The organism is Bradyrhizobium stylosanthis, from assembly GCF_001641335.1.
GTDB classification, from domain to species: domain Bacteria; phylum Pseudomonadota; class Alphaproteobacteria; order Rhizobiales; family Xanthobacteraceae; genus Bradyrhizobium; species Bradyrhizobium stylosanthis.
The window spans coordinates 23,724-46,386 of sequence record NZ_LVEM01000004.1 but is presented as its reverse complement, the minus strand read 5'-3'; the positions used below and the strand labels follow the sequence as shown (position 1 = coordinate 46,386).

Annotated in this window: 22 protein-coding genes; 12 read left to right on the top strand and 10 right to left on the bottom strand. The window is 65.3% G+C overall.

What is annotated here, in order from left to right; genetic code table 11:
• Positions 1–2: 2 nt before the first annotated feature.
• On the bottom strand, positions 3–368 hold the full coding sequence (locus A7X65_RS26790) for a hypothetical protein (protein WP_063690933.1): 366 nt from the start codon (positions 366–368) through the stop codon (positions 3–5).
• Positions 369–717: 349 nt separating this feature from the next.
• Between A7X65_RS26790 and A7X65_RS26785 the strand changes: the two genes are divergently transcribed.
• The 3 genes from A7X65_RS26785 (at position 718) to A7X65_RS26775 (ending at position 5,262) form a co-directional block, all read left to right on the top strand.
• Entirely contained in the window at positions 718–2,340 is a 1,623-nt protein-coding gene (locus A7X65_RS26785; protein ID WP_063690931.1) for a helicase HerA-like domain-containing protein, read from the top strand.
• Between the two features lie 225 nt (positions 2,341–2,565).
• Entirely contained in the window at positions 2,566–3,843 is a 1,278-nt protein-coding gene (locus tag A7X65_RS26780; protein WP_245323910.1) for a glycosyltransferase family 87 protein, read from the top strand.
• A gap of 24 nt (positions 3,844–3,867) precedes the next feature.
• Positions 3,868–5,262 carry a M20/M25/M40 family metallo-hydrolase gene (locus A7X65_RS26775; protein WP_063690929.1) on the top strand — a complete coding sequence of 465 codons (1,395 nt, stop codon included), beginning with the start codon at positions 3,868–3,870 and terminating at the stop codon, positions 5,260–5,262.
• 300 nt (positions 5,263–5,562) lie between these two features.
• Here A7X65_RS26775 and A7X65_RS26770 read toward each other — a convergent pair whose 3' ends face one another.
• Positions 5,563–6,342 (bottom strand): class II aldolase/adducin family protein, encoded by a 780-nt coding sequence (locus A7X65_RS26770; protein ID WP_063690927.1) that lies wholly within the window; start codon positions 6,340–6,342, stop codon positions 5,563–5,565.
• A gap of 214 nt (positions 6,343–6,556) precedes the next feature.
• A complete protein-coding gene (locus tag A7X65_RS26765; protein ID WP_063690925.1) occupies positions 6,557–8,206 on the bottom strand; it encodes a glycosyltransferase family 39 protein in 1,650 nt (549 codons plus the stop codon).
• A 318-nt stretch (positions 8,207–8,524) separates the two neighbouring features.
• On the opposite strand from A7X65_RS26765, the gene A7X65_RS26760 reads away from it, so the two are divergent.
• Together A7X65_RS26760 and A7X65_RS26755 are read left to right on the top strand one after the other, a co-directional pair.
• A complete protein-coding gene (locus tag A7X65_RS26760) occupies positions 8,525–9,397 on the top strand; it encodes a hypothetical protein (RefSeq protein ID WP_063690923.1) in 873 nt (290 codons plus the stop codon).
• Between the two features lie 159 nt (positions 9,398–9,556).
• A complete protein-coding gene (locus tag A7X65_RS26755; protein ID WP_063690921.1) occupies positions 9,557–9,976 on the top strand; it encodes a Ros/MucR family transcriptional regulator in 420 nt (139 codons plus the stop codon).
• A 75-nt stretch (positions 9,977–10,051) separates the two neighbouring features.
• Here the strand turns inward: A7X65_RS26755 and A7X65_RS26750 are convergent, their stop codons facing one another.
• A complete protein-coding gene (locus A7X65_RS26750; RefSeq protein ID WP_063690919.1) occupies positions 10,052–10,480 on the bottom strand; it encodes a SufE family protein in 429 nt (142 codons plus the stop codon).
• A gap of 69 nt (positions 10,481–10,549) precedes the next feature.
• Complete coding sequence (locus A7X65_RS26745) at positions 10,550–10,993, bottom strand: DUF5330 domain-containing protein (RefSeq protein ID WP_063690917.1); 444 nt, start codon at positions 10,991–10,993, stop codon at positions 10,550–10,552.
• A gap of 414 nt (positions 10,994–11,407) precedes the next feature.
• Here A7X65_RS26745 and A7X65_RS26740 point away from each other — a divergent pair, with 414 nt between their 5' ends.
• The 4 genes from A7X65_RS26740 to A7X65_RS26725 all read left to right on the top strand — a co-directional run bounded on the left by A7X65_RS26740 (position 11,408) and on the right by A7X65_RS26725 (position 14,739).
• Positions 11,408–13,264, top strand: a complete 1,857-nt coding sequence (locus A7X65_RS26740; RefSeq protein WP_063690915.1) for a PAS domain-containing sensor histidine kinase — start codon at positions 11,408–11,410, stop codon at positions 13,262–13,264.
• Positions 13,257–13,976: a peptidoglycan-binding domain-containing protein gene (locus A7X65_RS26735; protein WP_063690913.1), complete on the top strand. Its 720-nt coding sequence runs from the start codon at positions 13,257–13,259 to the stop codon at positions 13,974–13,976. The genes A7X65_RS26740 and A7X65_RS26735 overlap by 8 nt, the downstream gene beginning before the upstream one ends.
• Before the next feature lie 156 nt (positions 13,977–14,132).
• The gene (locus tag A7X65_RS26730; RefSeq protein ID WP_063690911.1) at positions 14,133–14,342 is read left to right on the top strand and encodes a hypothetical protein; all 210 of its coding nucleotides are present in this window, start codon (positions 14,133–14,135) and stop codon (positions 14,340–14,342) included.
• A 52-nt stretch (positions 14,343–14,394) separates the two neighbouring features.
• Complete coding sequence (locus A7X65_RS26725; protein ID WP_063690909.1) at positions 14,395–14,739, top strand: DUF1491 family protein; 345 nt, start codon at positions 14,395–14,397, stop codon at positions 14,737–14,739.
• A 133-nt stretch (positions 14,740–14,872) separates the two neighbouring features.
• Here the strand turns inward: A7X65_RS26725 and A7X65_RS26720 are convergent, their stop codons facing one another.
• Positions 14,873–15,850, bottom strand: a complete 978-nt coding sequence (locus A7X65_RS26720) for a DUF2336 domain-containing protein (protein WP_063690907.1) — start codon at positions 15,848–15,850, stop codon at positions 14,873–14,875.
• Positions 15,851–16,105: 255 nt separating this feature from the next.
• Between A7X65_RS26720 and A7X65_RS26715 the strand changes: the two genes are divergently transcribed.
• The gene (locus A7X65_RS26715; RefSeq protein ID WP_063690905.1) at positions 16,106–16,294 is read left to right on the top strand and encodes a hypothetical protein; all 189 of its coding nucleotides are present in this window, start codon (positions 16,106–16,108) and stop codon (positions 16,292–16,294) included.
• A gap of 16 nt (positions 16,295–16,310) precedes the next feature.
• Positions 16,311–17,072 (top strand): hypothetical protein, encoded by a 762-nt coding sequence (locus A7X65_RS26710; RefSeq protein ID WP_063690903.1) that lies wholly within the window; start codon positions 16,311–16,313, stop codon positions 17,070–17,072.
• Positions 17,073–17,088: 16 nt separating this feature from the next.
• Here the strand turns inward: A7X65_RS26710 and A7X65_RS26705 are convergent, their stop codons facing one another.
• On the bottom strand, positions 17,089–18,396 hold the full coding sequence (locus A7X65_RS26705; RefSeq protein WP_063690901.1) for an MFS transporter: 1,308 nt from the start codon (positions 18,394–18,396) through the stop codon (positions 17,089–17,091).
• Between the two features lie 130 nt (positions 18,397–18,526).
• On the opposite strand from A7X65_RS26705, the gene A7X65_RS26700 reads away from it, so the two are divergent.
• Positions 18,527–19,525 carry a LysR family transcriptional regulator gene (locus tag A7X65_RS26700; RefSeq protein ID WP_082885082.1) on the top strand — a complete coding sequence of 333 codons (999 nt, stop codon included), beginning with the start codon at positions 18,527–18,529 and terminating at the stop codon, positions 19,523–19,525.
• Here the strand turns inward: A7X65_RS26700 and A7X65_RS26695 are convergent.
• Genes A7X65_RS26695 through A7X65_RS26685 form a run of 3 tightly spaced genes read right to left on the bottom strand, consistent with a single transcriptional unit; the run spans position 19,479 to position 22,633 of the window.
• On the bottom strand, positions 19,479–20,510 hold the full coding sequence (locus A7X65_RS26695) for an amidohydrolase family protein (RefSeq protein WP_063690899.1): 1,032 nt from the start codon (positions 20,508–20,510) through the stop codon (positions 19,479–19,481). The two genes, A7X65_RS26700 and A7X65_RS26695, sit on opposite strands and share 47 nt — an antisense overlap.
• Positions 20,507–21,340 (bottom strand): citryl-CoA lyase, encoded by an 834-nt coding sequence (locus A7X65_RS26690; protein ID WP_063690897.1) that lies wholly within the window; start codon positions 21,338–21,340, stop codon positions 20,507–20,509. Before A7X65_RS26690 ends, A7X65_RS26695 begins: the two co-directional genes overlap by 4 nt.
• 15 nt (positions 21,341–21,355) lie before the next feature.
• Positions 21,356–22,633 (bottom strand): CaiB/BaiF CoA transferase family protein, encoded by a 1,278-nt coding sequence (locus tag A7X65_RS26685; protein WP_063690895.1) that lies wholly within the window; start codon positions 22,631–22,633, stop codon positions 21,356–21,358.
• Between the last annotated feature and the right edge of the window lie 30 nt (positions 22,634–22,663).

Sequence of the window (22,663 nt, the reverse complement as noted above, 5' to 3'; positions counted from 1 at the left end):
GCTCAGGCGAATTGGCTGAGGCCCGGCGTCCCCGCGATGATCTTGCCCATCTGATCCGCTCCGATTTTGTCTCGGCCGTAGCGGAAAAGTTCACGGGCAATGGACTGAATCTCGGACATGCCGAGGCCGAGCCCCATCAGACGCGTGCCGACGGCCATCAGGCCGCCGCCCATCAGCCGCGACAGTCCGCCGCCGCTCTTGGACGCCTCGATCGCCGCTTCCGCACCGGGAATCTGATTGATCAGGGCTTCGACGTTCTCGGCAGGGCCCTCGTTGCGGAGGAAGCCCAGGATAATGCCGACGGTCTTTTCAGCGACAGCACTATCTATGCTGGCGTTCGTCGCCAGCCGTCCGATCAGCTCGTCCATATGGCCTGCCCCTCAGCCGGTTCACATGCCGGAGTATTGTTTTCGAAAATGATCTTGAGCCGGTGCGATGTGAAATACAAGCGATGAACGCGGCCAACGTTCCGATTCATTCCCGAACGCGCGAAAAGTGTTGCAGCGATGCAAGAGCGGAGATGGAATCAGCAGGAAATTGCCGCGGTGCGAACGCCTCGTTCCTACTTTCGGCTGATGGCGTCCGGCTGTTTCCGACAATGTCGCATGCTCGGGCCGCGTTGAACGGTTTTAATCGGCGCGTGAGATGCGTTAAACTACGGAACTGGTGCATTCGAGTTTCAATACGCGAAACTCGGCAGAGAGATCAGAGAGAAGTATGACCGCACAGGACAGCACGCTCGGCGACACCGACGACAAGATCTTCGTCGGCAAGGGAAACGAGCAGGCATGGTTGACGCTGGCGCTGGCCAATCGCCATGGCCTCGTCACCGGCGCAACCGGAACCGGTAAGACGGTGACGCTGCAGGTCATGGCGGAAGGATTTGCGCGCGCCGGTGTCCCGGTCTTCGCCGCCGACATCAAGGGCGACCTCTCCGGCATCTCCGAGGTCGGCGAGGCCAAGGATTTCATCGTCAAGCGCGCCACCGAGATGGGGCTGAAATTCCAGCCTGATCAGTTCTCGACGGTGTTCTGGGATGTGTTCGGCGAGCAGGGCCACCCGGTGCGGGCGACCGTCACCGAGATGGGGCCGTTGCTGCTCGCGCGCATGCTCGACCTCAACGATGTGCAGGAAGGCGTGCTTAACGTCGCATTCCGCGTCGCCGACGACAACGGGCTTACCCTCATCGACATGAAGGACCTGCGCGCGCTGCTCGACGCCATCGTTCCGGAGGCCGGCAAGAAGGGAGCGGACGCCGAGGAGAGCCCGCTCGGCGACATCAAGAAGGAGGCGCAGGGCTTCGGCAACGTCACCAAGGCCACAGTCGGTACCATCCAGCGCCAGCTCCTGGTGTTGGAGAACCAGGGCGGCACCAAATTCTTCGGCGAGCCGGCGCTGACGCTGAAGGACTTCATGAAGACCGACCGCGACGGGCGCGGCATGGTCAACATCCTGGTCGCCGACAAGCTGCTCCAGAGCCCGCGGCTTTATGCGACATTCCTGCTGTGGATGCTGTCGGAGCTGTTCGAGGAGCTGCCTGAGGCCGGCGACCTGCCGAAGCCGAAGCTGGTGTTCTTCTTCGACGAGGCCCATCTGCTGTTCAACGACGCGCCCAAGGCGCTGATGGACAAGATCGAGCAGGTGGTGCGCCTGATCCGCTCCAAGGGCGTCGGCGTCTACTTCGTGACGCAAAATCCGATCGACGTGCCGGACCGCGTGCTCGGGCAGCTCGGTAACCGGGTGCAGCATGCGCTGCGTGCCTTTACGCCGCGCGACCAGAAGGCGGTTGCGGCCGCGGCCCAGACCTTCCGTCCCAACCCGAAGCTCGACACCGCCAAGGTGATCATGGAGCTCGGCAAAGGCGAGGCGCTGGTGTCCTTCCTCGAAGGCAACGGAACGCCGGCCATGGTCGAGCGTGTCATGATCCGGCCGCCATCGGCCCGGATCGGGCCGATCACGCCGGAAGAACGCAAGGCGATCATGGATGCGAGCCCGGTGAAGGGCAAATACGACACCGCCATCGATTCCGAATCCGCTTACGAGATGATTCAGAAGCGCATTGCCGGCACCGCGGCGACGGCCGACGGTCCGGCCGGCGAAAGCGGCGGCGGCATCCTCGGCCAGATAGGCTCGATCGTCGGCGGTATCTTCGGCACCAATGTCAAGCGCGGCCGCCTGTCGACGGGGCAGGTCATCGCGCGCGACGTGACGCGATCGGTGACCAACCAGGTGATCGGCGGGCTGGCCGCCAATGTCGGCAAGTCGATCGGCGGCCAGCTCGGCGGCTCGATCGGCCGTACCCTGGTGCGCGGCGCGCTCGGCGGATTGCTGCGCCGGTAGGCAGCGCGCCCTGTTTGGGGGCAGTCTCGCTTCATCACAGAGGGGCGTCATGCCTTGGCATGACGCTGCGGTCGCCTTGGCTCATCACGGCCATCACAATTTCAGGTGAGGGGGCTGCGCAAGCCTTCCGCGGTCTGCTACGTCCTGTGCCTTCGCCCGACCGGACTTTATTTTGTGGCCTCGACCGACCCATTTCCCAAGCCGGATGCGCCGAGACGCCCCTCGTTGCGTGCGCCGCTGGACCTGCTTTTCCTGCTCTGCTGTCTCATCCTGACCGCCGACGTTCTCGTCCCCGAGATCTTCGGCCACGGCAAGACCAAGGACTATGCGCTGTGGTATTGGGCCGGGCAGCAGGTGCTGCATGGCGGGGACCTCTATCCCAGCGACTTCGGCTACAAGTTCGAATTCATCTATCCGCCGCTGCCGGCGATCCTGCTCGCGATCCCGAGCTGGTTCGGCAAGGTCCCGCTCTACATCGTGCTGTCGGTGCTGAATGCGATGGCGTGGTGGTACACCGGGATTCTCTCCAACGTCATGACCGGCTCGGGCCGCAAGCCCGGCCCCTGGCTGGAGGCGCTGCCGGCTTTCGTCACCGTGACCTTCGTGTTCGACATGTTCGACCTCGGCCAGCCCAATCTCGTCCTGTTGGCGATGATGCTCTACGGCTTCTGGTGCTTGCAGCATCAGCGCTCCTGGCTCGCAGGGTTCATGTTCGCGCTCGCCACCGCCATCAAGGTGTTTCCGATCGCGGTGCTGCCGTATCTGGTCTGGCGGAGGAAGTGGGCCACAGCCGCCGCGACGGTCGTCTTCACCGGTATTCTTCTCTATGTCGTGCCGGCGCCGATCCGCGGTTTCGAGCGCAACGCGGCCGAGATCAAGACCTGGTATCAGGGCATGGTCGGCTCGAGCTCGGAAAAGGGCTTTGGCCAACGCGAGGAGCAGAACTGGTCGTGGGTCAACCAGTCCATCATTGCGGTCACGCATCGCCTGGTCCGGCCGATCAACTACAATCAGGAAGATCCCGACAAGCCGCCTCGCACGATGAATGTCATCGACGTCGACTACAAGACGGCGAACCTGATCGTGCTAGCCGTCTCGGTGCTGCTCGGGCTCGGTTTCGTTGCGGTCATGCCGTCGCAACGACGGCGGACGGCGCGCTCGGATGCCGAGGAGCTCGGCATCCTGTTCTGCCTGATGACGGTGGCATCGCCGCTCGCGCGGCAATACTACTTCATGTGGCTGTTCTTCCCGATGACGGTGCTGATGCATCGCGCCGCCTTCGACGAGCGGGTCAATGTGCGGCTGGGAACCTGGCTTGCGCTCGCCGCCGCCGGCATTCTCATGCTGCTGTCGCTGCCGCCGTTTCCGAACGTCATCCAGGCCTGGGGCAATAACCTTCTCGCCACCGCGATTCTGGCGGGTGCGCTTGCATGGCACATCCGCCATCCCTCGGTTGCGGCTGGCTCCAGCGCCGCAGCGGCGTTACAACCCCAACCACCCTAGGACTCAAAAGTCAGGAATCCGGCCATGGCCAATGCCCAGCTTCAATCCGTGCTCGATCACATCGACAAGGACTTCGACAACAGCCTGGAGCGCCTGTTCGCGCTGCTGCGTATCAAGTCGATCTCCGCGGATCCGGCCTTTGCCAATGACTGCAAGGCGGCGGCCGACCATCTCGCCAGGGACATTGCAAGCCTCGGCGTCGCCACCGAAGTGCGGCCGACCGCCGGCCATCCCGCCATCGTCGGCAAGACCGCCGCAGGCGGACGCCCGCATGTGATCTTCTACGGCCATTACGACGTCCAGCCGGTCGATCCGGAAAATCTCTGGCACCGTCCGCCGTTCGAGCCCGTGGTCACCGACCACGCCGACGGGCGCAAGATTATCGTCGCGCGCGGCGCCGAGGACGACAAGGGCCAGGTCATGACCTTCGTCGAAGCGTGCCGCGCCTGGAAGAAGGTGACGGGCTCGCTGCCGATCGACATCACTTTCCTGATCGAAGGCGAGGAGGAGGTCGGCTCGAAGAATTTCGTGCCGTTCATCGAGGCCAACAAGAACGAGTTCAAGGCCGACTACGTGCTGGTCTGCGACACCGGCATGTGGGACCGCAACACGCCGGCGATCACGACCTCGCTGCGCGGCCTGCTCTATGAAGAGCTCAAGATCACCGCCGCCAATCGCGATCTGCATTCCGGCGTGTTCGGCGGCAGTGCGATGAACCCGATCCGGGTGCTCACCAAGATTCTCGGCGGCCTGTTCGACGACGACAATCGCATCACCATCCCCGGCTTCTACGACGGCGTGAAGGATTTGCCGCCAGATATCCTCGAGCAGTGGAAGAAGCTCAACCTGACGCCGGAGATGTTCCTGAAGCCGATCGGGCTGTCGATCCCGGCAGGTGAAAAGGGGCGCCTGCTGATCGAGCAGGCCTCCTCGCGTCCGACCTGCGACGTCAACGGCATCTGGGGCGGCTATATCGGCGAAGGCTCCAAGACGGTGATCCCCTCGCATGCGTCCGCCAAGGTCTCGTTCCGCCTGGTCGAGGGGCAGGACCCCGCGAAGATCCGCAAGGCCTTCCGCGACTACGTGACGGCCCGCATTCCCGGCGATTGCAAGGTCGAGTTCGGCGACCACTCCTCCGCGCCCGCTGTCGCGCTCGACTGGAACATGAAGCCGCTCGCCGCCGCCAGCAAGGCGCTGACGGAGGAATGGGGCAAGGAGACCGTGCTGATGGGCTCGGGCGCCTCGATCCCGATCGTCGCCGACTTCAAGCGCACGCTGGGCCTGGACTCGCTGCTGGTCGGCTTCGGCCTCGACGACGACAACATCCACTCGCCGAACGAGAAGTACGATTTGAGGAGCTTCCAGAAGGGCATCCGCTCGTGGGCAAGGATCCTCGCCGCGCTCGCAGAAGTGAAGTAGCCACAGTGCCGTAGGGTGGGCAAAGGCGCGTAGCGCCGTGCCCACCAGCTCTCCATGATTACGAAGAACGTGGGCACGCTTCGCTTTGCCCACCCTACGAGACCTCCATCCGTCATTGCGAGCGAAGCGAAGCAATCCAGAAATCCCTCCGCGGAAGCAGTCTGGATTGCTTCGTCGCAAGAGCTCCTCGCAATGACGGCGGAGACCAAAACAAAAACGCCGCCCGGAATTGGGCGGCGTTTCATTCCAAAAGGCGTAGAGGTTAGTTGACGGCTACCCTACACCAAACTCGTGAAAATCTCAAGACCGGTAGCCCGGCAGCTCGCGATCGAGCTTGCGCAGCAGCGGCGGCCAGACGAGGTTCGTCGCGCGCAGCTCGGCGCGGTCGCGGTTGGCGAGCAGCTCGGTGTTCTTCTCGATGGCGATCTCCTCGACCGGATAGACCGGCGTGCCCAGCGCGCGGGTACGCACCTGCATCGAACAGGCGCGTTCGAGATGGTACATGCGCTCGAAGGCGGAGGCGACCGAGCGGCCGACCGTCAGCGTGCCGTGGTTGCGCAGGAGCATGTGGTTGTGGTCGCCGAGGTCCTTCTGCAGCCGCGGCCGCTCGTCGTGGTCGAGCGCGATGCCTTCATAGTCGTGATAGGCAAGATCGTGGGTGACGAGCTGGGCGGTCTGGTTCAGCGGCAGCAGGCCTTCGGCGCTGCTCGACACCGCGGTGCCGTCGAGGGTGTGGAGATGCAGCACGCAGATCGCGTCCTCGCGCACCTCGTGGATCGCCGAATGGATGGTGAAGCCGGCCGGGTTGATGCTGTACTCGCTCTCGGTGAGCTGGTTGCCGTGCAGGTCGACCTTGACGAGGCTGGAGGCCGTGATCTCGTCGAACATCAGCCCGTAGGGATTGATCAGGAAGTGATGGTCGGGGCCGGGTACGCGCGCGGAGATGTGGGTGTCGACCAGGTCGTCCCAGCCATAGAGCGCGACGAGACGATAACAGGCGGCCAGATTGACCCGTTGCTGCCACTCCGCCTCCGTCATGTTCGACGGCACTTCCTTCAGGCGCGCTTCTGCTGGTGACATGGTGATCTCTCCGAACCTCGTTGTTGCGGAGAGGGAGCGTAGACGCGGTCTGGTGCGGCGGCAAGGCGCTGGAAGCGCGGCAGTTCAGCGTGGCCGGCATGCTTGTCCGCCGTAGCTCGGAGAGCGAAGGCGCAAGCGATAATGCCCCCGGATGTCGCTGCGCGCATCCGGGCTACGAGATCGTCCCGAAATTCGGAACCGTGGGAGAAAAATCTTACGGCGCCGGGATCGACAGCAGGCTGGAAATGCCGCGACCGCGGATGTCGTAGACGCGGGCGAACACGACGTCGTCGCGCTTGATCTCGACCATCACGGGCGCGGTGAGGCCCTTGCAGTAGAACTCGCCGAGCGTCATGGCGAAGTCGGCCGCGTTGGAATCCCAGCCGATGGTGAAGTCGGGCCCGAGCGCCACCTGCGCCGGCCGCTGCGGACCGCACACCGCGACCTTCCACTTGCGGTTGGCCGGCGGCACTTCCTGGCGCTCGACCAGCTGCTCACGCAGCTCGTCGGACGCCTGCTTCAGTGCGAGGCCCCAATAGTCCAGCATGAAGCGGTCGTCGGCGCCGCGCACGGTGCCGGCGATGTGGTTGAAGTGGGTGTATTGATAGGGATGCAGCCGGATCATCTCGGCGAGCGAGAGCGCGAGGCCGAAGCAGAAGGTCGCGAGCACCACCGGCTGCCAGGTGCGGTGGTTGGCGCGCAGGCGCTCCATGGTCCAGGCGAAGGCGACGCCGCCGAGCACCGCCATCGGCGGGATCACGAAGACGAAGTGGCGGATGCCGTTATAGAGCGCCGGACGCTTTACCATGGCGATCGCGAGCGGCAGGGTCGCGGCCAGCGTCAGCATCAGCAGGATGGTCTTGCGGCGGGCCGGAACGTCGCCGCGCGGCAGCATCGCGAAGGTGCTGACCACGGCGCCGCCCATCAACACCAGCATCACCTCGGGCAGCTGCAGCGCGAACAGCGTCGGCAGATACGACCAGGGCATGTCAGGCACCGACACGATCGCGCCGTCGAACATCTCCTTCCACGGCTTCTCGAAGAAGTGCGAGAAGTAGGTCAGCGCCTCGAAGGGATTGCCGGGCTCCATGATCGACCACGGCCAGATCAGGCCCATCAAGAGGTAGCCGAACACGAGACCGGGCAGCAGCACGTACACGACATGTGCGAAGCGCCGGACCGACTCGCGCAGCCCTTCGGTGCGAAGCTCCTCCAGGAACAGCGGGATGAAGCCGATCATCGCGTAGACCAGCGAAAGGCCGCCGAGAATGCGCGTGCCGAGCGCGAGGCCGGCACCCAGGCCGACGATCAGGATCGTGCGCGGCGAGGGCTGCGGATATTCCTCGGCGAGCCGGACGAGGCCGAGCATGAGGATGATCATGGCGACCGCGAAGGGTGCATCCTTCGGGTTCATGAACATGTGGCCGTAGAAGATCGGACACAGCGCGAGCAGCAGGAGCGCGGCGAGGCCGGCAAGGGGCCCGCCGATGCGGCGGCCGAGCCGCCACGTCACCGCAAGCCCGATGACGCCGACGATGGCGCCGACCAGGCGGCGCGTCTCGAACAGCTCGAGCGGAATGACCTTGTGCAGCAATGCGGCGACCATGTCGAAGCCGCCGCCATACATATAGAGGTTGGCGAAGGAGAGCGCCGCGGTGTCCTTGAAACCGGAACCGAACATGCGCAACAGCAGGTCGGCATATTCAGCGTGGGTGTAATCGTCCCAGCCAAGTCCGTAGTCGCGGAAGGTCAAGCCCGCGATCACGGCGACCGCGGCCAGCACCAGCATGGCGAGATCGTCGCAAGTCCGCTCGACCGAGCGCCGCAGAGGCGTGTCGATCGCCGAAGTCGTGATGGATGTCATGGCTATTGGTGACCCGGAATCCCCTCTTGGCCCAGCTGGCGCGCGCGGGCCATTTCCCCGGACTCCGTATAGCGCAGTTCCATTACCAAGTAATTGGGCATTATGGCTAAATTCCTGATGCGACGCAGCAATTCCTTGCAACCGGGAGCAGACTAGCAGTAGCGATCCGTAGCTGAAGGGAATGTGAATAAGTCCCTGATTTCTCTCTCTTTAGGAACGCTGCCAACAATTCGCCGTTGGCGAGGAACACAGTATGACGGTATCGTGGCGTAGAGTTAGAGGATGTCGCGTGTGGATGCGCGGCCTGGGGTGGGTTCGATGACCTTGGCATTGTTGATCGCGGGCATCGTCGCCGTCGTGGCGGGCCTCCTTGCGGTCGCGTTTGGCTTTTCCGTCAGGGAATTCAGTCTCGGCAGCACCCTCATAATCTCCGGCACCATTGGCGTCTGCTCCGGAATGTTACTGGCCGGCCTCTACGTCGTGATCGCGGAGCTGAAGGGCATCGCGCGCCGTCTGGCCGGCTCCGTCGCGCCGTCCGAGGTTCGGGTCAGGCCCGTGCTGCCGGGCCTCGCGGTGCCGGGCGCAGTCGCGCCCGAGCCGGCGCCCCCCGCCATGCGGGCCGAGCCGGCCGCTCCGCCATCGCCGGCTGCGGCCCCGCCATGGCAAGGCGAGATCCCCATGCGCGACCGTCCGCGCGCCGAGCCGCCGGCGGAACCTCAACCTCCCCCGCCGCCCGCAACGCCCGAAGCGCCGCGCCGGCGTAACCTGATGTTCGCCTCGACCTCGCGCAAGGAGCGCGAGCGTGCGGAGGCCAAGGCCTCAGAGGGCTCGCCGTTGCCGGCAGAGCCCGCCGCACCTGCCGCGGCGGACGCGCCGCCCGCGAGCTTCGACGACGCCTGGCCGAAGCCGGACCGGATGCGCCCGCCGGAACCGCCGGCTGCCGCTCGCCGTCCGCCGCCTCCGCCGCGCTCGCCCTCGACCTTCACCGAGGCTGCCCCGCCGCCACCGCCTGCACCCGAGCCGGAGCCTGCGCCCGAGCAGCCCTCCGTCACGGTGCTCAAGTCCGGCATCGTCGACGGCATGGCCTATTCGCTCTATTCCGATGGCTCGATCGAAGCCCAGATGCCGGAAGGCATGATGCGCTTTGCCTCGATCGACGAGTTGCGCGCGCATCTCGACCAGCGGTCATGACATCTGCCGCTGCCAAGTAAAGCGCGGCCGTTCTTGTTGTTTGGTCAGTCCTCAGTTCATATTCGCCAGTCGTCGCATTTTTGCCGAACGTATTGTTGACAGGAAATACTTTGGCGTCGTCAATCCCAGGCGGCGCAAGGTCCAGGGAAGGGGCGGCCCATGTCGGATGCCGGGGCTAAGAATTTCATCGAGCTGACGGCGAGCATCGTGTCGGCCTATCTCGGCAACAACCCGACGCCGGCCGCCGAGATTCCGAACCTGATCAGCCAGGTTCACGGCGCGCTGGTGCGTGTCTCCACGGGCCGCACCGAGGCAGCGCCGCTCGAACCGGCAAAGCCTGCGGTGTCGCTGAAGAAGTCGATCGCGCCCGACTATCTGGTCTGCCTCGAAGACGGCAAGCGCTTCAAGTCGCTGAAGCGCCATCTGCGCACCCAGTACAACATGACGCCGGAGCAGTATCGCGAGAAATGGGGCCTGCCGGCCGACTATCCCATGGTCGCGCCCAACTACGCGGTGGCCCGCTCGCAACTCGCCAAGCAGATGGGGCTAGGGCAGCAGCAGCGGAAGAAGGGGAAGTAGCCCAGTTCGAGATCCCGTAGGGTGGGCAAAGGCGCGCAGCGCCGTGCCCACGAATTCTTGTTGAGTGGTCAGAGTCTAGGACGCTTCCGCCAGCGCCTCTTTCGCATCGGTCTTGATGCGCTCGACCATCGAGCGCAGCCCGTTAGAGCGCTGCGGCGTCAGATGATCGCGGAAGCCGAACTCGTTGAACACGGCGATCGCGTCGGTCTCGAGGATGTGCTGCGGCGTGCGGCCCGAATAGAGCGCGAGCACGATCGCAACCAGCCCGCGCACGATATGGGCGTCGCTGTCGCCGCGATATTTCAGGATCGGCGCACCGCCGTCGCGGTCGACCATCTTCTGCAGCCAGACCTGGCTGACGCAGCCGTTGACCTTGTTCTCGGCGGAGTGCTCGGCCTCCGGCATCGGTTCCAGGGTGCGGCCGAGCTCGATGACGTACCGGTAGCGGTCGTCCCACTCGTCCAGAAGCTCGAAATTGTCCCTGATTTCGTCGATCGTCGTCATGTTGGCCTAGGGTTCCCCTTTGAGGCCAATATAGGGATGCGAAGTCCCGAAATCGATAGGATTTGAGGCCTAATTCGCAGGCTGCGGGCCGCGCCATTCCAGCGCGAGGTCGTCCTGGCTCAGGGTGTCGCGCGGCGCCTCGCCAGCGGCTGCGTCGCCTTCGCCGGCCATCGCGATCGAGCCGGTGTGGTCGGGCGCCTTCTTGGTGTCGGGCTTGCCGCCGTCGTTCTTCTCGTTGGTGATCTGCTCTTTCTTGTCGTTGATGATCTGGTAGAGCTTCTTCGCGCCGTCCTGGGCGCGCTGGCCGATGATGGTCGCGGCCTGGCCGCCGACCTCGCAGGCCGCCGGCTGGCGCTTGCAGAACTGGGTCATGTCGGAGACGGCCGCGGTCGCAGCCTGCACCGCGTCGGCAGCGCCGATCTGCGGCAGCTTGTCCGATTCGGGCGTCTTGTCCCGCGGCAGGAGCACCAGCACCAGCCCGAGCCAGAATGTGATGCGGAGCAGAAAGCGCATCCTTGTCGACCTGTATGTTAGATCCCGCCGCGGCGATCTCCGCGAAGAGTTCGGACCTAGCAACTCTCGATAAATCGCAAGTGATTGCCTTGAGCTTAATTCGCGGAAAATTTACGCAAAAATCTTTGCAAGGCGCGGTCTCGTAAATTTTCCATTGATGCGAGGGGCCCGTGGCCTTCCGGGGCCCGTGCATCCACCAATTCGAAACCATGCGGAGGACGGTGAAACCCTGTGTTCACCATCCTCGCCGAAGACGTCGTCAAATCGTCTAAAAAGCGTCGCGACGACATGGTGTCCGGCTGCTTGCCGCGCCGCCTTAGCACTCGTTTAAGGTCGCTCTGACACGGTGGCTCAACGACAAGGAGGCGTTCCCGGCGCGTCTTCTAAAGACGATTGAGCCGAAGCGCGAGACCCGTGACAGTTTTGAGTATCATCCGCGATTGTCTCGATGCGCTGCTGCATCCCTCCGCGCGTTACGATGCGCTGACGCGAGCGCGCCATCGTGCCTTCATGGCGCCGCGGCTGCTCGGCAGCCTGGCAGCGTTCGCCGCATTTCCTGTTTATCTTGCCATGCGTGGCGCGCCGAGCGCGGTCGAGGTCGCGGCCTTTGCCTGGCTGATCGCGCCGATCATGCTGTCCTGGTTCCTGTCGCGCACCGGCCGCTATGAAGGCGCCCATGTGCTGTCGTCGCTGGCGCTCGCCGGCCTGATCATGGCGGTCGCAATCACCACCGGCGGCATCGCTTCATTCGCCGCGGTCTGGCTGGTCGTGGTGCCGCTTGAAGCGGCGCTGTCGGCCTCGCGCCGCGTCGCTGCCTTTGCCTCGCTGCTCGCGCTGTCCTGCGCCGGCATGCTGATCCTGGTCAGCCAGTTCGGCTGGCTGCCGGTGGAGGAGCCCAGCACTGCCGAGCGCGGCGTGCTGATGGCCTTCGGCGTGGCCTCGGCCACTCTTTATGCTGCGGGCCTTGCCTTCGGCGCGGAATCGCTCGCGCGCACCAGCGTCGCGCTGCTGTCGCGCGAGGAGGAGCGTTATCGCCTGCTCGCGCGCAACATGAGCGACGTCATCTCGCGGCATCAGCGCAACGGCGCGGTGCAGTTCATCTCGCCGGCCGTCGAGGCCATGCTCGGCATGTCGGTGACGCAGCTGCACGGCCACGGCCTGTTCGACCGCGTCCATGTCGCCGATCGTCCCGCCTATCTCACGGCGCTGTCCGATGCCGCGCGCGGCGACGTGCGCAGCGTCGAGTTCCGGTTACGGCGCGAGCCTGCCGGCTCGGAACGCGGCCAGATCGACTTCATCTGGGTGGAGATGCGCTGCCGGCCGCTCGACCAGGATCTCGGCCGCGATCCCTCCCGCGAGGCCGAGGTCGTCGCCGTGATGCGCGACATCACCGATCGCAAGCTGTCCGAGCAGGCGCTCGACCAGGCCCGCAGCGCGGCGGAAGCCGCCGATGCGGCCAAGACGCGCTTCCTCGCCACCATGAGCCACGAGCTGCGCACGCCGCTCAATGCCATCATCGGCTTCTCCGAGATGATCGCGCAGGAGCAGACCCTGATGCTGGGCGCTAGCCAGCGCAAGGAATATGCCCAGCTCATCAACGATTCCGGCCAGCACCTGCTCTCGGTCGTCAACGGCATCCTCGACATGTCCAAGATGGAATCGGGCAATTTCGAGATCGCCTCCGAGCCGTTCGCGCCGCGCGCCTCGCTGCTGCATTGCTGCAATCTGCTGGCGCTGAAGGCGCGGGAGAACGGCGTCGATCTCGTTACCGATGCGCCGCAGGACCTGCCGGTCATGACCGGCGATCCCAGGGCGTTCAAGCAGATCGTGCTCAACCTCGTCGCCAACGCCATCAAGTTCACCGAGCGCGGCGGTCAGGTCTCCGTGACGGCCTCTGTGTCGGCCTCGCAGCTCACGCTGCGCATCAGCGACACCGGCGTCGGCATCGCACCCGACGACCTCAAGCGCATCGGCGCGCCGTTCTTCCAGGCCGGCAAGACCTACCAGCGCCGTCACGAAGGCACCGGCCTCGGGCTCTCCATCGTCAAGAGTCTCGTGGCGTTGCATCTCGGCGAAATGACAGTACAAAGCAGACTGGGGGAGGGCACCGCCGTCACCGTCAAGCTGCCGCTCGTCTACACGCCGCCGCAAGCCAAACCCTTCGATGGCAAGACGGCTGAGAGCAAGGTCGCGACATTGACGCCGGTGCCGCGCCAGGAACTCCAGGATCAACTTCACGACCAACCCGCTCCGGTGAAGAAAAGTGCCTAAGAAGTCTGCCAACGACGAAGCTGCCCCGCGCCGCCGTGGTGCCAAGGGTGGCGCCAAGGCTGCGGTCATCGACGTCGAGACCGAGCGCAATCTCGTGATGCGCGTGCTGTTGCACAGCCCCAAGGACACGCTGGCCGGCCTCGTGGCCGTCGCCGCCATCGGCGCGATCGTCGCCAATGCGCTGTTCCTGCAGACCGGTCGCCATCCGGCGCCGATGTTCGGCACCGTGATCAATCTTCCCGCGCCCTCGTCGGTGCCGCTGTCCAATCCCATGCCGCGTCCGCGCCCCGTCGGCGCCGATACTTCGCCGCTCGAGCCGAAGGCGACCGAGTTTCGCGTCGAGCCCAAGCCTGCCGAGCGCGCCGCCGAGAAGCCCGGGGAGAAGCCGGTCGAGGCGACCGCATCGACGCCGCGTGCAGGCAACGATCCCATGACCAATCTGGTCAAGGCGACGACCTCGACGCCGCCGTCCGCGATCCGTCCGCCGGCGCCAATCCCGCAGCAGAACCCGGCCGCGCGGCGCATCGCCGGCGTGCAGCGCGCGTTGTCCGAATACGGCTATGGCAATCTGAAGATCACGGGCACGATGGGCGGGGATACCCAATCCGCGATCCAGAAATTCGAGCGCGAGCACAGGATGCCCGTCACCGGCCAGGTCTCCGACCGCCTGCTGCGCGAACTCGCCGCCGTGATCGGCCATCCCGTCGAATAGGCGCACCTGCAGTCTTCCTTGACGCGGATCAATCGTCCGCGCGACACCCGCCAGGAGCACGCCAGCCATGCGCCCGCGCGATTTGTCCGGGATCAATGACGGGCGGCGGCATCAGGGAAGATCATCTCTCATCCTCATCAAGGAAGAGAGGTCATCATGTTCAAGGTCTCGATTCTCGTCTGGATCATGCTGGGCACCACGCTGGCGGGTGTCAGTCTGATCGTGGTGCTGATGGTGCCGAGCCTGGCCGCGGAGGCGATCAAGAACATCCCCTATGCCGTGGCCTCGGGATTTGCACTCGCAGTGCCGCTGTCATACCTCGTCGCCCGCCAGATCGAGGGCGGATCCGGCACCCGCAAGGCGTAACACGCATAAGCCGGACTGGCGGCGCGCCTTGCACTGGCTTATCGTCCGATTCATGCGTTTGAAATCAAATATCTGGGTCGCCGCTTACCTGCGCCGCTGTCAGACCGAGGGCGTGTTCGGCGCGGTGCGCCGCCGCGGTGCCGAGGAGGCGGGCGCGGTGTTCGTGAAGGTGTCGCTGCTCGACGGGCATGCGATGCTCTACGTGCCGGCGCCGCAGACCTCTTATGACGACGGCCGCCCGGTCGACCGCTTCTTCGTTCCGGTGGCGCAGCAGCCTCTGCCGGAAAACACCATCGAGGAGCGGCTGACCAAGGAGCTCCGCTTCGATCCGGATGCCTGGATCGTCGAGACCGAAGACCGCGCGGGGCGGCATTTTCTCGAGCTGGCGAAGACTTAACCTCCGTCATTGCGAGCATAGCGAAGCAATCCAGAGTCTCTCCGCGGAGGGATTCTGGATTGCTTCGTCGCAAGAACTCCTCGCAATGACGGGATTGGAGCGTGCGCACCCCTTACTCAGTGGGGGCGACGCTCTACCGCTCCGACGACCCGCCGGTACCGGTCTTCACCCCGGGCGCGGAGCCCGGCTGCGCGCCCGGACGCGTCTGGCTCGCGCCGGCACGGGCGCGCTGGCGTTCGCCGTCGTGCAGCGACGATTGATATTTGGCCCGCGTCACCGCGAGCGTCGAGCCGCGCCAGGCGGCCAGCATCACCAGCGCCGAGCGGTCGTCGAGGCGATCGTAGAGCCGCGACAGCCGGTATACCTCGTTCACGGAGGTGCCGATCGCCGGCTTGAAGAACAAGAGGATGCGCTGGAAGTTCGGGCTCGGCATGTCGAGCGCGCGCGCAGCGACCGCGAGCGCCTCGCCGCCGGCATCGTCGACGATCTGCGCCGCGACGCGCGAGGGCAGGATCAGGCTGTCGCCGAGCTCGAGGGTGAAGCTCTCGACGTCGCCGGCGATCGCCGCCATCTCCAGGATCTGGATCGCGCGCTTGGCGCGCACGGTCGGAATCCGCGGCGCCGCCTTCAGCGGCGTCTGCGCCAGATTGTGCAGGATCAGCGCGCGCTCGGAGGCGGCGGCGCGGAAGAACATGTCGTGGATTTCGGCGGCGTCCTTCGGCTGCATCGCCATGTTCGCGGCCATCCGCAGCTCCGCGTCGGTCGGCGTGCGGGCCGGGGCGGGGGCGACCGGCGGCGCGGGGATCTCGCGTGCGAGCGGAACCCGGCGGCCTTCCTGGGCCGCGACCAGCCCGAGCTTCTGCAGGATCGGCACCGGCGTCTGCGGATAGATCGCGAGCTTCGCCTTGACGGCCGCGCGCGTCGCATCGTCGACCTGGTCGATCAGCCGTGTCGCAAGCTCGACGAACTGGCGCTGCTCGTCGTCGCTGTGGACGCGCGTCTGGACATAGAGGTCGGTCAGGACGCGCAGCAGCGTCGGCCGCACATCGACGCCTTCGCGACGGGAGAGGGTCATCAGCCCGTCGAATCCGGGAAACAGCGACTTGGTCATGGAGGCGTACGCAACTCGGGAAAGATACTTGGAGGCGAGCCTAGCGCAGGTTCCTTTAAAGGCTCGTTAAGGAAAACGAGGCGTGAAGCAAACCCTTCAATTCAAAGCGTTGTCGTGCCGCAACGGGACGGCGTGGAGTCGCCCGTGCGGTTACGGTCCAGGGGCCTCGTTTACACCCCGTTAACCATGAACTGATCTTAATGAGCGCCATGTTGCAGGGGTGTATTTGATCGCGCGGCAATTGAGAGAGCTGACATGGGGACCATCATCGAATTTCCGGCCGGTCGCCGGGTAGGCTCGTCGGGGGACGTGACGCCGCGCGCGGACATGGGAACGATTCTGATCCTTCCCGTCATCCGTATCGAGCGCGAAGCGGACGAAACCAGCGGCGATCGCGGACCGGAGCAGGGCACAGCGCCGGGACGCCGCCGTCGCCGTCGCTGACGGCCGGGCCTTTGCAATGCCGGACCGCATCCGCCATATCCGGCCTGTCGTATCGGCCCTCCTGCTCGCGCTGCTGGCTGCGACGCTGGGCGCCTGCAGCGGCGGAGATTTCGGCCGCACCCGTGCCGACATGCGCAGCGACGACATGCATGCCTGGCTCGGCAGGGAAGCCACCGGCAGCCTCGGCCTGAAGGCCTCGCAATTCCAGCTCACCGACGAGGAGCGCCAGCTCCGCGACCTCGCCTATCCCACGATCGAGCCGCCGCTGTCGCGTCCGGCCTGGAAGAGCGTGTTCGGCGACTACAAGGCGCTGCCGTCTCCGTGGCGGCAGAAGATCGTGTTCGACCGCACCATGTACGGCCGCACGCTGATCGACGAGCCGCACCGCTCGCATTCTTCGCGCTATGCGCAGCTGATCGAGGACGTCCGCAACGACATCACCCGCTTCGAGCCGTTCTTCGCGTCCGCGATCCGCGTCATCGATCTCGACAGGAAGCGCGATGCCAGCATGGCGCGCGTCTCCGCGCTCTCGCCGCGAGAGAAGGACGATGCGGTCGCGCGCATGCAGGAGAACTCGCTGATCGTGCAGTGGGTGCAGCAGTGCCTGGAGCAGCGCGTCTCCTCCTATCGCTGGGCGCTGGAGCGCCTGGTGATCCAGGCCCCCGACGGCATGGCCGCCGACGCCGACCGCCTGATCGGCGAGCTTGCCGCCCAGACCGCCAATCCGCCGGTCATCAGCCAGCCGCCTTACGGCCGCGCGGTCGTCTCGAAGGGCTGAGCGCGCGTCGCCGCGCTCACATCCTTTGGGTCACGAGTTTGAGCGCACCGGCAATGCCGGTGGCGACGACCAGGATCACGGCCATCCCGATCATGCCGGCGTTGAAGGAGCCCGTCGTGTCTTTCAGGAAGCCGACCATGTAGGGTCCCACGAAACCGCCGAATGCACCCACCGAGTTGATGAAGGCGATGCCGCCAGCCGCTGCGGCACCGGTCAGGAAGCCCTGCGGGATCGTGTAGAACACCGTCCGTGCCGAGATCGTGCCGATCAGCGCCAGCGTCAGGCAGGCGAGTGCCGGAATCAGCGAGGTGAAGACGACGGAGAGCGCAAGGCCGAGCGCGCCAAGGATCAGCGCGGCCATGAGATTGTAGATCTTCTGCCCTTTCCGGTCGACGACACGCGCCCACAGCAGCATGCCCATCGTCGCGAACAGGTAGGGAATTGCCGAGAGCCAGCCGACTTCCATGTTGGTCAGGCCGTGGCCCTTCAGGATCAACGGCAGCCAGATGCCGATGCCATAGGACCCGATCGTGAAGGCGAAGGTGATCGCGGTGAGCATCTGCACCCGCGTATCCTTCATGGCGGCCCACAAATCTTTCCTGGGCTTGTCGTGCTTGTCCTCGGCCAGTGCGGAGACGAGCGCGTGCCGCTCCTCCGCCGTGAGCCATCGGGCCTGCTCGGGCGTGTCGGCGAGCACAACGAGGCATAGAAGCCCGAGCAGGCAGGCCGGGAGGCCTTCGACCAGAAACATCCATTGCCAGCCGGCGAGCCCCCAGAAGCCATCCATCCCGAGCAGCGCCGCCGAGATCGGACCGCCGAGCAGCGAGGAGAGCGGCGTTGCCGCCATGAACAGGGCCAGCACGCTGGTGCGATGCTTTGCCGGAAACCAGATCGAGATGTACCAGATCACGCCCGGGAAGAAGCCGGCTTCGAACACGCCGAGCAGGAAGCGGATCAGGTAGAAGCTGTATGGGCCTGTCGCGAACGCGGTCGCCGCCGCGGCAAGGCCCCACGTGATCATGATGCGGGCGAGCCATCGCCGCGCGCCGAACCTGTACATCATCATGTTGCTGGGAACTTCCAGCAGGCAGTAGCTGAAGAACAGGATGCCGGCGCCCCAGCCGAACTGCGTGGCGCTGAGGCCGATATCCTTGTTCATTTGCAACGCAGCAAAGCCGACACTGGTGCGATCGAGATAGTTGAAGAGATAGGCGAGGCCCAGCAGCGGAACGAGGCGCCAGGTGTTCTTGGAAATGGCGCTTGCGAGCAGCCTTGCATCCGGACTGCGTTCTGCGAACGATCCGTTCGCCGTAATCTCGGTCATGCGCCGATCCTCCCTGTGGTTTTGGCCAGTTCCCCCCAGGAGGCCCGGCTGTGTTAGGTTCAGACATGCCAGACCGAACGGACGATGGTCCAATCGCTAATGTTTTGGAATCGATAACCGGGAGGAAGAAGTGGACCTTCGCGACCTCACCTATTTCGAGGTGATTGCCGATCTCGGCCATATGGGGCGGGCTGCCGACAAGCTCGGCCGCACACAGCCCGCGCTGACCAAATGCATCCAGCGGCTCGAGGAAGCGGTGGGCGCCGATCTGTTCGAGCGGACGGGGCGGGGGATCACCCTGACGCGTGTCGGCGAGGTGCTGTTGGCACGTGCGCGGCGCATGCGCGAGGCGATGGAGGAATCGTTGCGCGAGGTCACGGACTTCGCCGCCGGCACCGCCGGTCGTGTCGGCATCGGCTGCGGCGCGACGATGGGCGAGTATTTATTGCCGCAGATCTGCCGCGCCATCATCGCGGACGCGCCGGGCCTTGCGATCGAGGTGCAGATCGGGATGAGCGGCGTGGTCCGTGCGGCGCTGCGAGAGCGCATCCTCGACCTCGCGATCGGCCCGATCCTGCCCTCCGACGAGCAGGAGTTCGCTCACGAGGCCTTCGGCATGGACGACGTCGTCGTCGTCGCCGCCAAGGACCATCCGCTCTGCGGCCAGCGGCTCACCATCCAGGATCTGGTCGCCTCGAAATGGGTGCTGCCGGCCCGCACCGTCGCGATGCGTCAGTGGCTCGACAACGTCTTCGAGGCGCATGGCCTGCCGCCGCCCATGGTCCAGATCGAAACCAACTCGATCACGACATTGCCCAAGCTGATCGCCGACACCGCGCTGCTCAGCTTCACCTCGACGCGAAACCTTCATCCGCTTCGGTTGGGTAGCCAGCTCGACCGCTTGATGATCGACACCACGACGATGCGTCGGCCGCTCGGCTTCGTCACCCGCCGCGATGGCTATCTTTCTCCGGCGGCGCAGCGGGTGGTCGGCCTGCTCAAGGCCAAGGGCCGCGACTTCCTCGAACAGGTGACGCTGCCGGGCATGACGGATGATGCTGCGGCCATGCCGGCCATCGTGGTCAACCGGACCGAGCGAGCCCATAAACGCGTGCGGCAGTCCCACTGAACAGGCTCGTCCGGTCGCTTTCGCTGGCACCGCGCGTCAGGCGTTTGAACGCGTTCCACACCGTTCCGTAGCCATACGAGCCCTTGTCGACCGGGAAATTGCTCTCGAACATGCAGCGCCCCGCGCCGAACGCCTCGATGCAAGTTTCGATGTAGGGCCGCCAGGCCGCGGCGAGGATTTCCGAACTTGGCGGGACCTCGCGCGTCTCGGAACCGAATCCGTTGATCCGCATGCCGAGACCGCCGAGCTTGACGCAGGCATTCTCGCAAGCCGCGAGCTCGCGGATCGCGCGCGACCATGTTGCGAAGATCTCGTCGCGCCGGTCCTTGTAGGGTCCGATCCCCACGATCCCGCCGAGATGATCGAGGACGATCCTCGTCTGCGGAAAGGCGCGCGCGAGCTCGGTCAATTCAGGGATTTGCGGATGGAACAGCCACGCGTCGAACGCGAGCCCCAGCGGTGCCAGTCGCGCAAACCCGGCGCGAAACGCGCCATCGGCGAGCAGGCCCGGCGGGCCGGCACTCAGCGGATTCATCAGGTTGCGATCGGCGTCCCACACGGTGATGTGCCGGATGCCGCGAAATCTCTCGGGAGCTGCGGCGACGTGGGCCTCCAGCACACCTGCCACGTCGTCTCCGAGACGCAGATCGGCATGGCCGACGATGCCGGCGCAGAGGCGATGCGGACCGTATTGGCCGCTCGCGCTCATCGCCGCGACGCCATTGACGAACTCGGTCTCGCCGACGACGCGCATGGCGGCCGGTCCGTCTGCCCTGTACATCGCCTGGCACTGCACGAAGACGCTGGCCGTGACATTGTGGCCGCTTGCCGCGACGTCCGCGAGATATTCGTCGAACAGATATCTCCAGTTCGGCCGGTCCCAGAGATGATGATGGGCATCGATGATCGGCAGATCGGGTTCGAGCGCTTCCTCGGCGCCGCGTGCCAGCCAATCCGGCCTGACGGCGAGATAGTTGCTGCTCACTTAGTGAAATCCCGCGGAGCCGGCCCGGTGTAGCGATAGGGGATGCCTCGCGGCATCGGGCCCTTGATCCGGCCGCCTTGCTGCGACTGTTCCCAGGCATGTGCGAGGATGCCGACCGAGCGCGAGAGAATGAACAGGCCGCGCCCCAGTGCGGGCGCGAAACCCAACTCCGAATAGATCACGGCGGTGGCGCCATCGATGTTCATCGGAATCTTGCGGCCCTTGCGCTGCTGCATCACCTCCTCGACGCTGCGGCCGATCGCGGCGAAGCGGCCGGACACGACACCATTCTTCCGGGCGGTGTCCACGAGTTCGAGCAGCCGGGGCGAGCGGGGATCGACCGGGTGGAAGCGGTGTCCGAATCCCGGCACGATTTTTCCGTGCTCGGCGATGAAGGCGTCGAGACCCTGTTCAACGGCCGATCTCAGCGCGACGCCCGCATCCTGGCGCTTCGTGATGTCTGCATACAGCTCCATGCATTGCTCGCCGGCACCACCGTGAATGTCGTCCAGCACGTTGACGGCCGAGGCCATCGCGCCGTTCAGGGGAAGCCCGCAGGTCACGGCCATCCGCCCGATCGCGATCGATGGTGCCTGCGGGCCGTGGTCCACGGCGGAAACGAGTGCGGCCTCCAGCAGCGCGCCTTGCTCAGGGCTCGGCAGATCGCCCTTCAGCATCAGCCATATCATCTGCGGAAACGACACCCGGCCGATCAACTGCTCGATCGGAAAGCCGCGGAAGCGGATCACGCCCGGTTTCATGTCGATGATGTCGGTCGACCACCATTCTGTGGCCTTCTGCAGCAGGTCTGCGGCGCTTTGATCGGTCATGGCATCTGTCCTCGATTAGGTGCTTGAAGTCTCGGCGCGCGCCTTCAGGTCGGGCATCTTCACGGTCTCCTTCACCGTCGGCCGGTTATCGAAGGCGACGACGCCACGCCGGCCGAGCGCCTCGATCTCGCTATCCGCGAAGCCGAGTTGTCTCAGCCATTTCCCGGTGTCCTGGCCGAGGGCGGGTGGCGGCGACGGTTCCGGATAATCCGTCTCGAGCCGAAAGCCCGGGCGGGTCACGCGCATGGTCTGGTCGCCCGTCACCGTCGCGTTCAGGCGTTCGACGAACTTGCGGCCGGTGATCTGCGCTTCGTTCAGCACCTGCGGCACGCTCAGTACGCAACCCGCCGGAACACCGCTGGCGTTGAACAGCGTCTCCCATTCGGCGGCGGATTTGGCGGCGAGAGCGGCTTCGAGCTCGCGCTTGAGCGCTGCGCGATGGTCCTTGCGTGATTGCCGCTCGCGAAACCGTTCGTCGGTCTTGAGCTCCGGCCGGCCGACGATGTCGCACAGCGCCTCGTATTGCTTCTGCTCGTTGGCGGCGATGTTGAGCGGCCCGGAGCCGGTCGCGAACGTGCCTGACGGCGCCGCCGTGAAATTCTCGTTGCCAATCGGCTGCGGGTCGACGTTGCCGTTGAGATGGTTGGACACCACCCAGCCCATCGCAGCCAGGGTCGATTCCAGCAGCGAGACGTCGATCAACCGCCCGCGCCCCGTCTGCCGCTGCTCGACGAGCGCGGCCGCGATCGCAAAGGACGCGGTGAGGCCTGCGATGGTGTCGGCGATGGGGAAGCCGGTGCGCAGGGGCGCGGTCTCGGCATCGCCGGTGACGCTCATCACGCCCGACAGTCCCTGGACGATCTGGTCGTAGGCGGGCCGGCCGGCCCAGGGGCCGTCCTGTCCGAAGCCGGAGATCGCGCAGTAGACAATGCGCGGATTGCGTTTTGCCAGCACCTCGTAGCCGAGCCCCAGCCGTTCCATCACCTTCGGGCGAAAATTCTCCAGCACCACGTCGGCGGTCTCGACGAGGCGCAAGAAGATTTCCTTGCCTTCGTCGGCCTTGAAATCGATCGCGACGGATTGCTTGTCTGCGTTCACCGCGACGAAGGACAGTCCCATGAGCTTCTTCGCCATCGCCGGATCGGCGCCGAGCCGGCGCGCGAGATCGCCGCCCTTGGGATTCTCGACCTTGATCACCTCGGCGCCGAGACGTGCGAGCTGATAGCCGCAGAACGGACCGGCCAGCACGTTGGAAAGATCGAGGATGCGAATGCCGGCGAGGGGCAATGTCATGCGAGGTTCTCCGGATGGCGAATGGGTGGG

Bases quoted from the DNA above. Each gene is read 5' to 3' on its own strand.
- A7X65_RS26790 (WP_063690933.1), bottom strand. From the start codon at position 368: ATGGACGAGCTGATCGGACGGCTGGCGACGAACGCCAGCATAGATAGT.
- A7X65_RS26785 (WP_063690931.1), top strand. From the start codon at position 718: ATGACCGCACAGGACAGCACGCTCGGCGACACCGACGACAAGATCTTC.
- A7X65_RS26775 (WP_063690929.1), top strand. From the start codon at position 3,868: ATGGCCAATGCCCAGCTTCAATCCGTGCTCGATCACATCGACAAGGAC.
- A7X65_RS26770 (WP_063690927.1), bottom strand. From the start codon at position 6,342: ATGTCACCAGCAGAAGCGCGCCTGAAGGAAGTGCCGTCGAACATGACG.
- A7X65_RS26765 (WP_063690925.1), bottom strand. From the start codon at position 8,206: ATGACATCCATCACGACTTCGGCGATCGACACGCCTCTGCGGCGCTCG.
- A7X65_RS26760 (WP_063690923.1), top strand. From the start codon at position 8,525: ATGACCTTGGCATTGTTGATCGCGGGCATCGTCGCCGTCGTGGCGGGC.
- A7X65_RS26755 (WP_063690921.1), top strand. From the start codon at position 9,557: ATGTCGGATGCCGGGGCTAAGAATTTCATCGAGCTGACGGCGAGCATC.
- A7X65_RS26750 (WP_063690919.1), bottom strand. From the start codon at position 10,480: ATGACGACGATCGACGAAATCAGGGACAATTTCGAGCTTCTGGACGAG.
- A7X65_RS26745 (WP_063690917.1), bottom strand. From the start codon at position 10,993: ATGCGCTTTCTGCTCCGCATCACATTCTGGCTCGGGCTGGTGCTGGTG.
- A7X65_RS26730 (WP_063690911.1), top strand. From the start codon at position 14,133: ATGTTCAAGGTCTCGATTCTCGTCTGGATCATGCTGGGCACCACGCTG.
- A7X65_RS26725 (WP_063690909.1), top strand. From the start codon at position 14,395: ATGCGTTTGAAATCAAATATCTGGGTCGCCGCTTACCTGCGCCGCTGT.
- A7X65_RS26720 (WP_063690907.1), bottom strand. From the start codon at position 15,850: ATGACCAAGTCGCTGTTTCCCGGATTCGACGGGCTGATGACCCTCTCC.
- A7X65_RS26715 (WP_063690905.1), top strand. From the start codon at position 16,106: ATGGGGACCATCATCGAATTTCCGGCCGGTCGCCGGGTAGGCTCGTCG.
- A7X65_RS26710 (WP_063690903.1), top strand. From the start codon at position 16,311: ATGCCGGACCGCATCCGCCATATCCGGCCTGTCGTATCGGCCCTCCTG.
- A7X65_RS26705 (WP_063690901.1), bottom strand. From the start codon at position 18,396: ATGACCGAGATTACGGCGAACGGATCGTTCGCAGAACGCAGTCCGGAT.
- A7X65_RS26690 (WP_063690897.1), bottom strand. From the start codon at position 21,340: ATGACCGATCAAAGCGCCGCAGACCTGCTGCAGAAGGCCACAGAATGG.
- A7X65_RS26685 (WP_063690895.1), bottom strand. From the start codon at position 22,633: ATGACATTGCCCCTCGCCGGCATTCGCATCCTCGATCTTTCCAACGTG.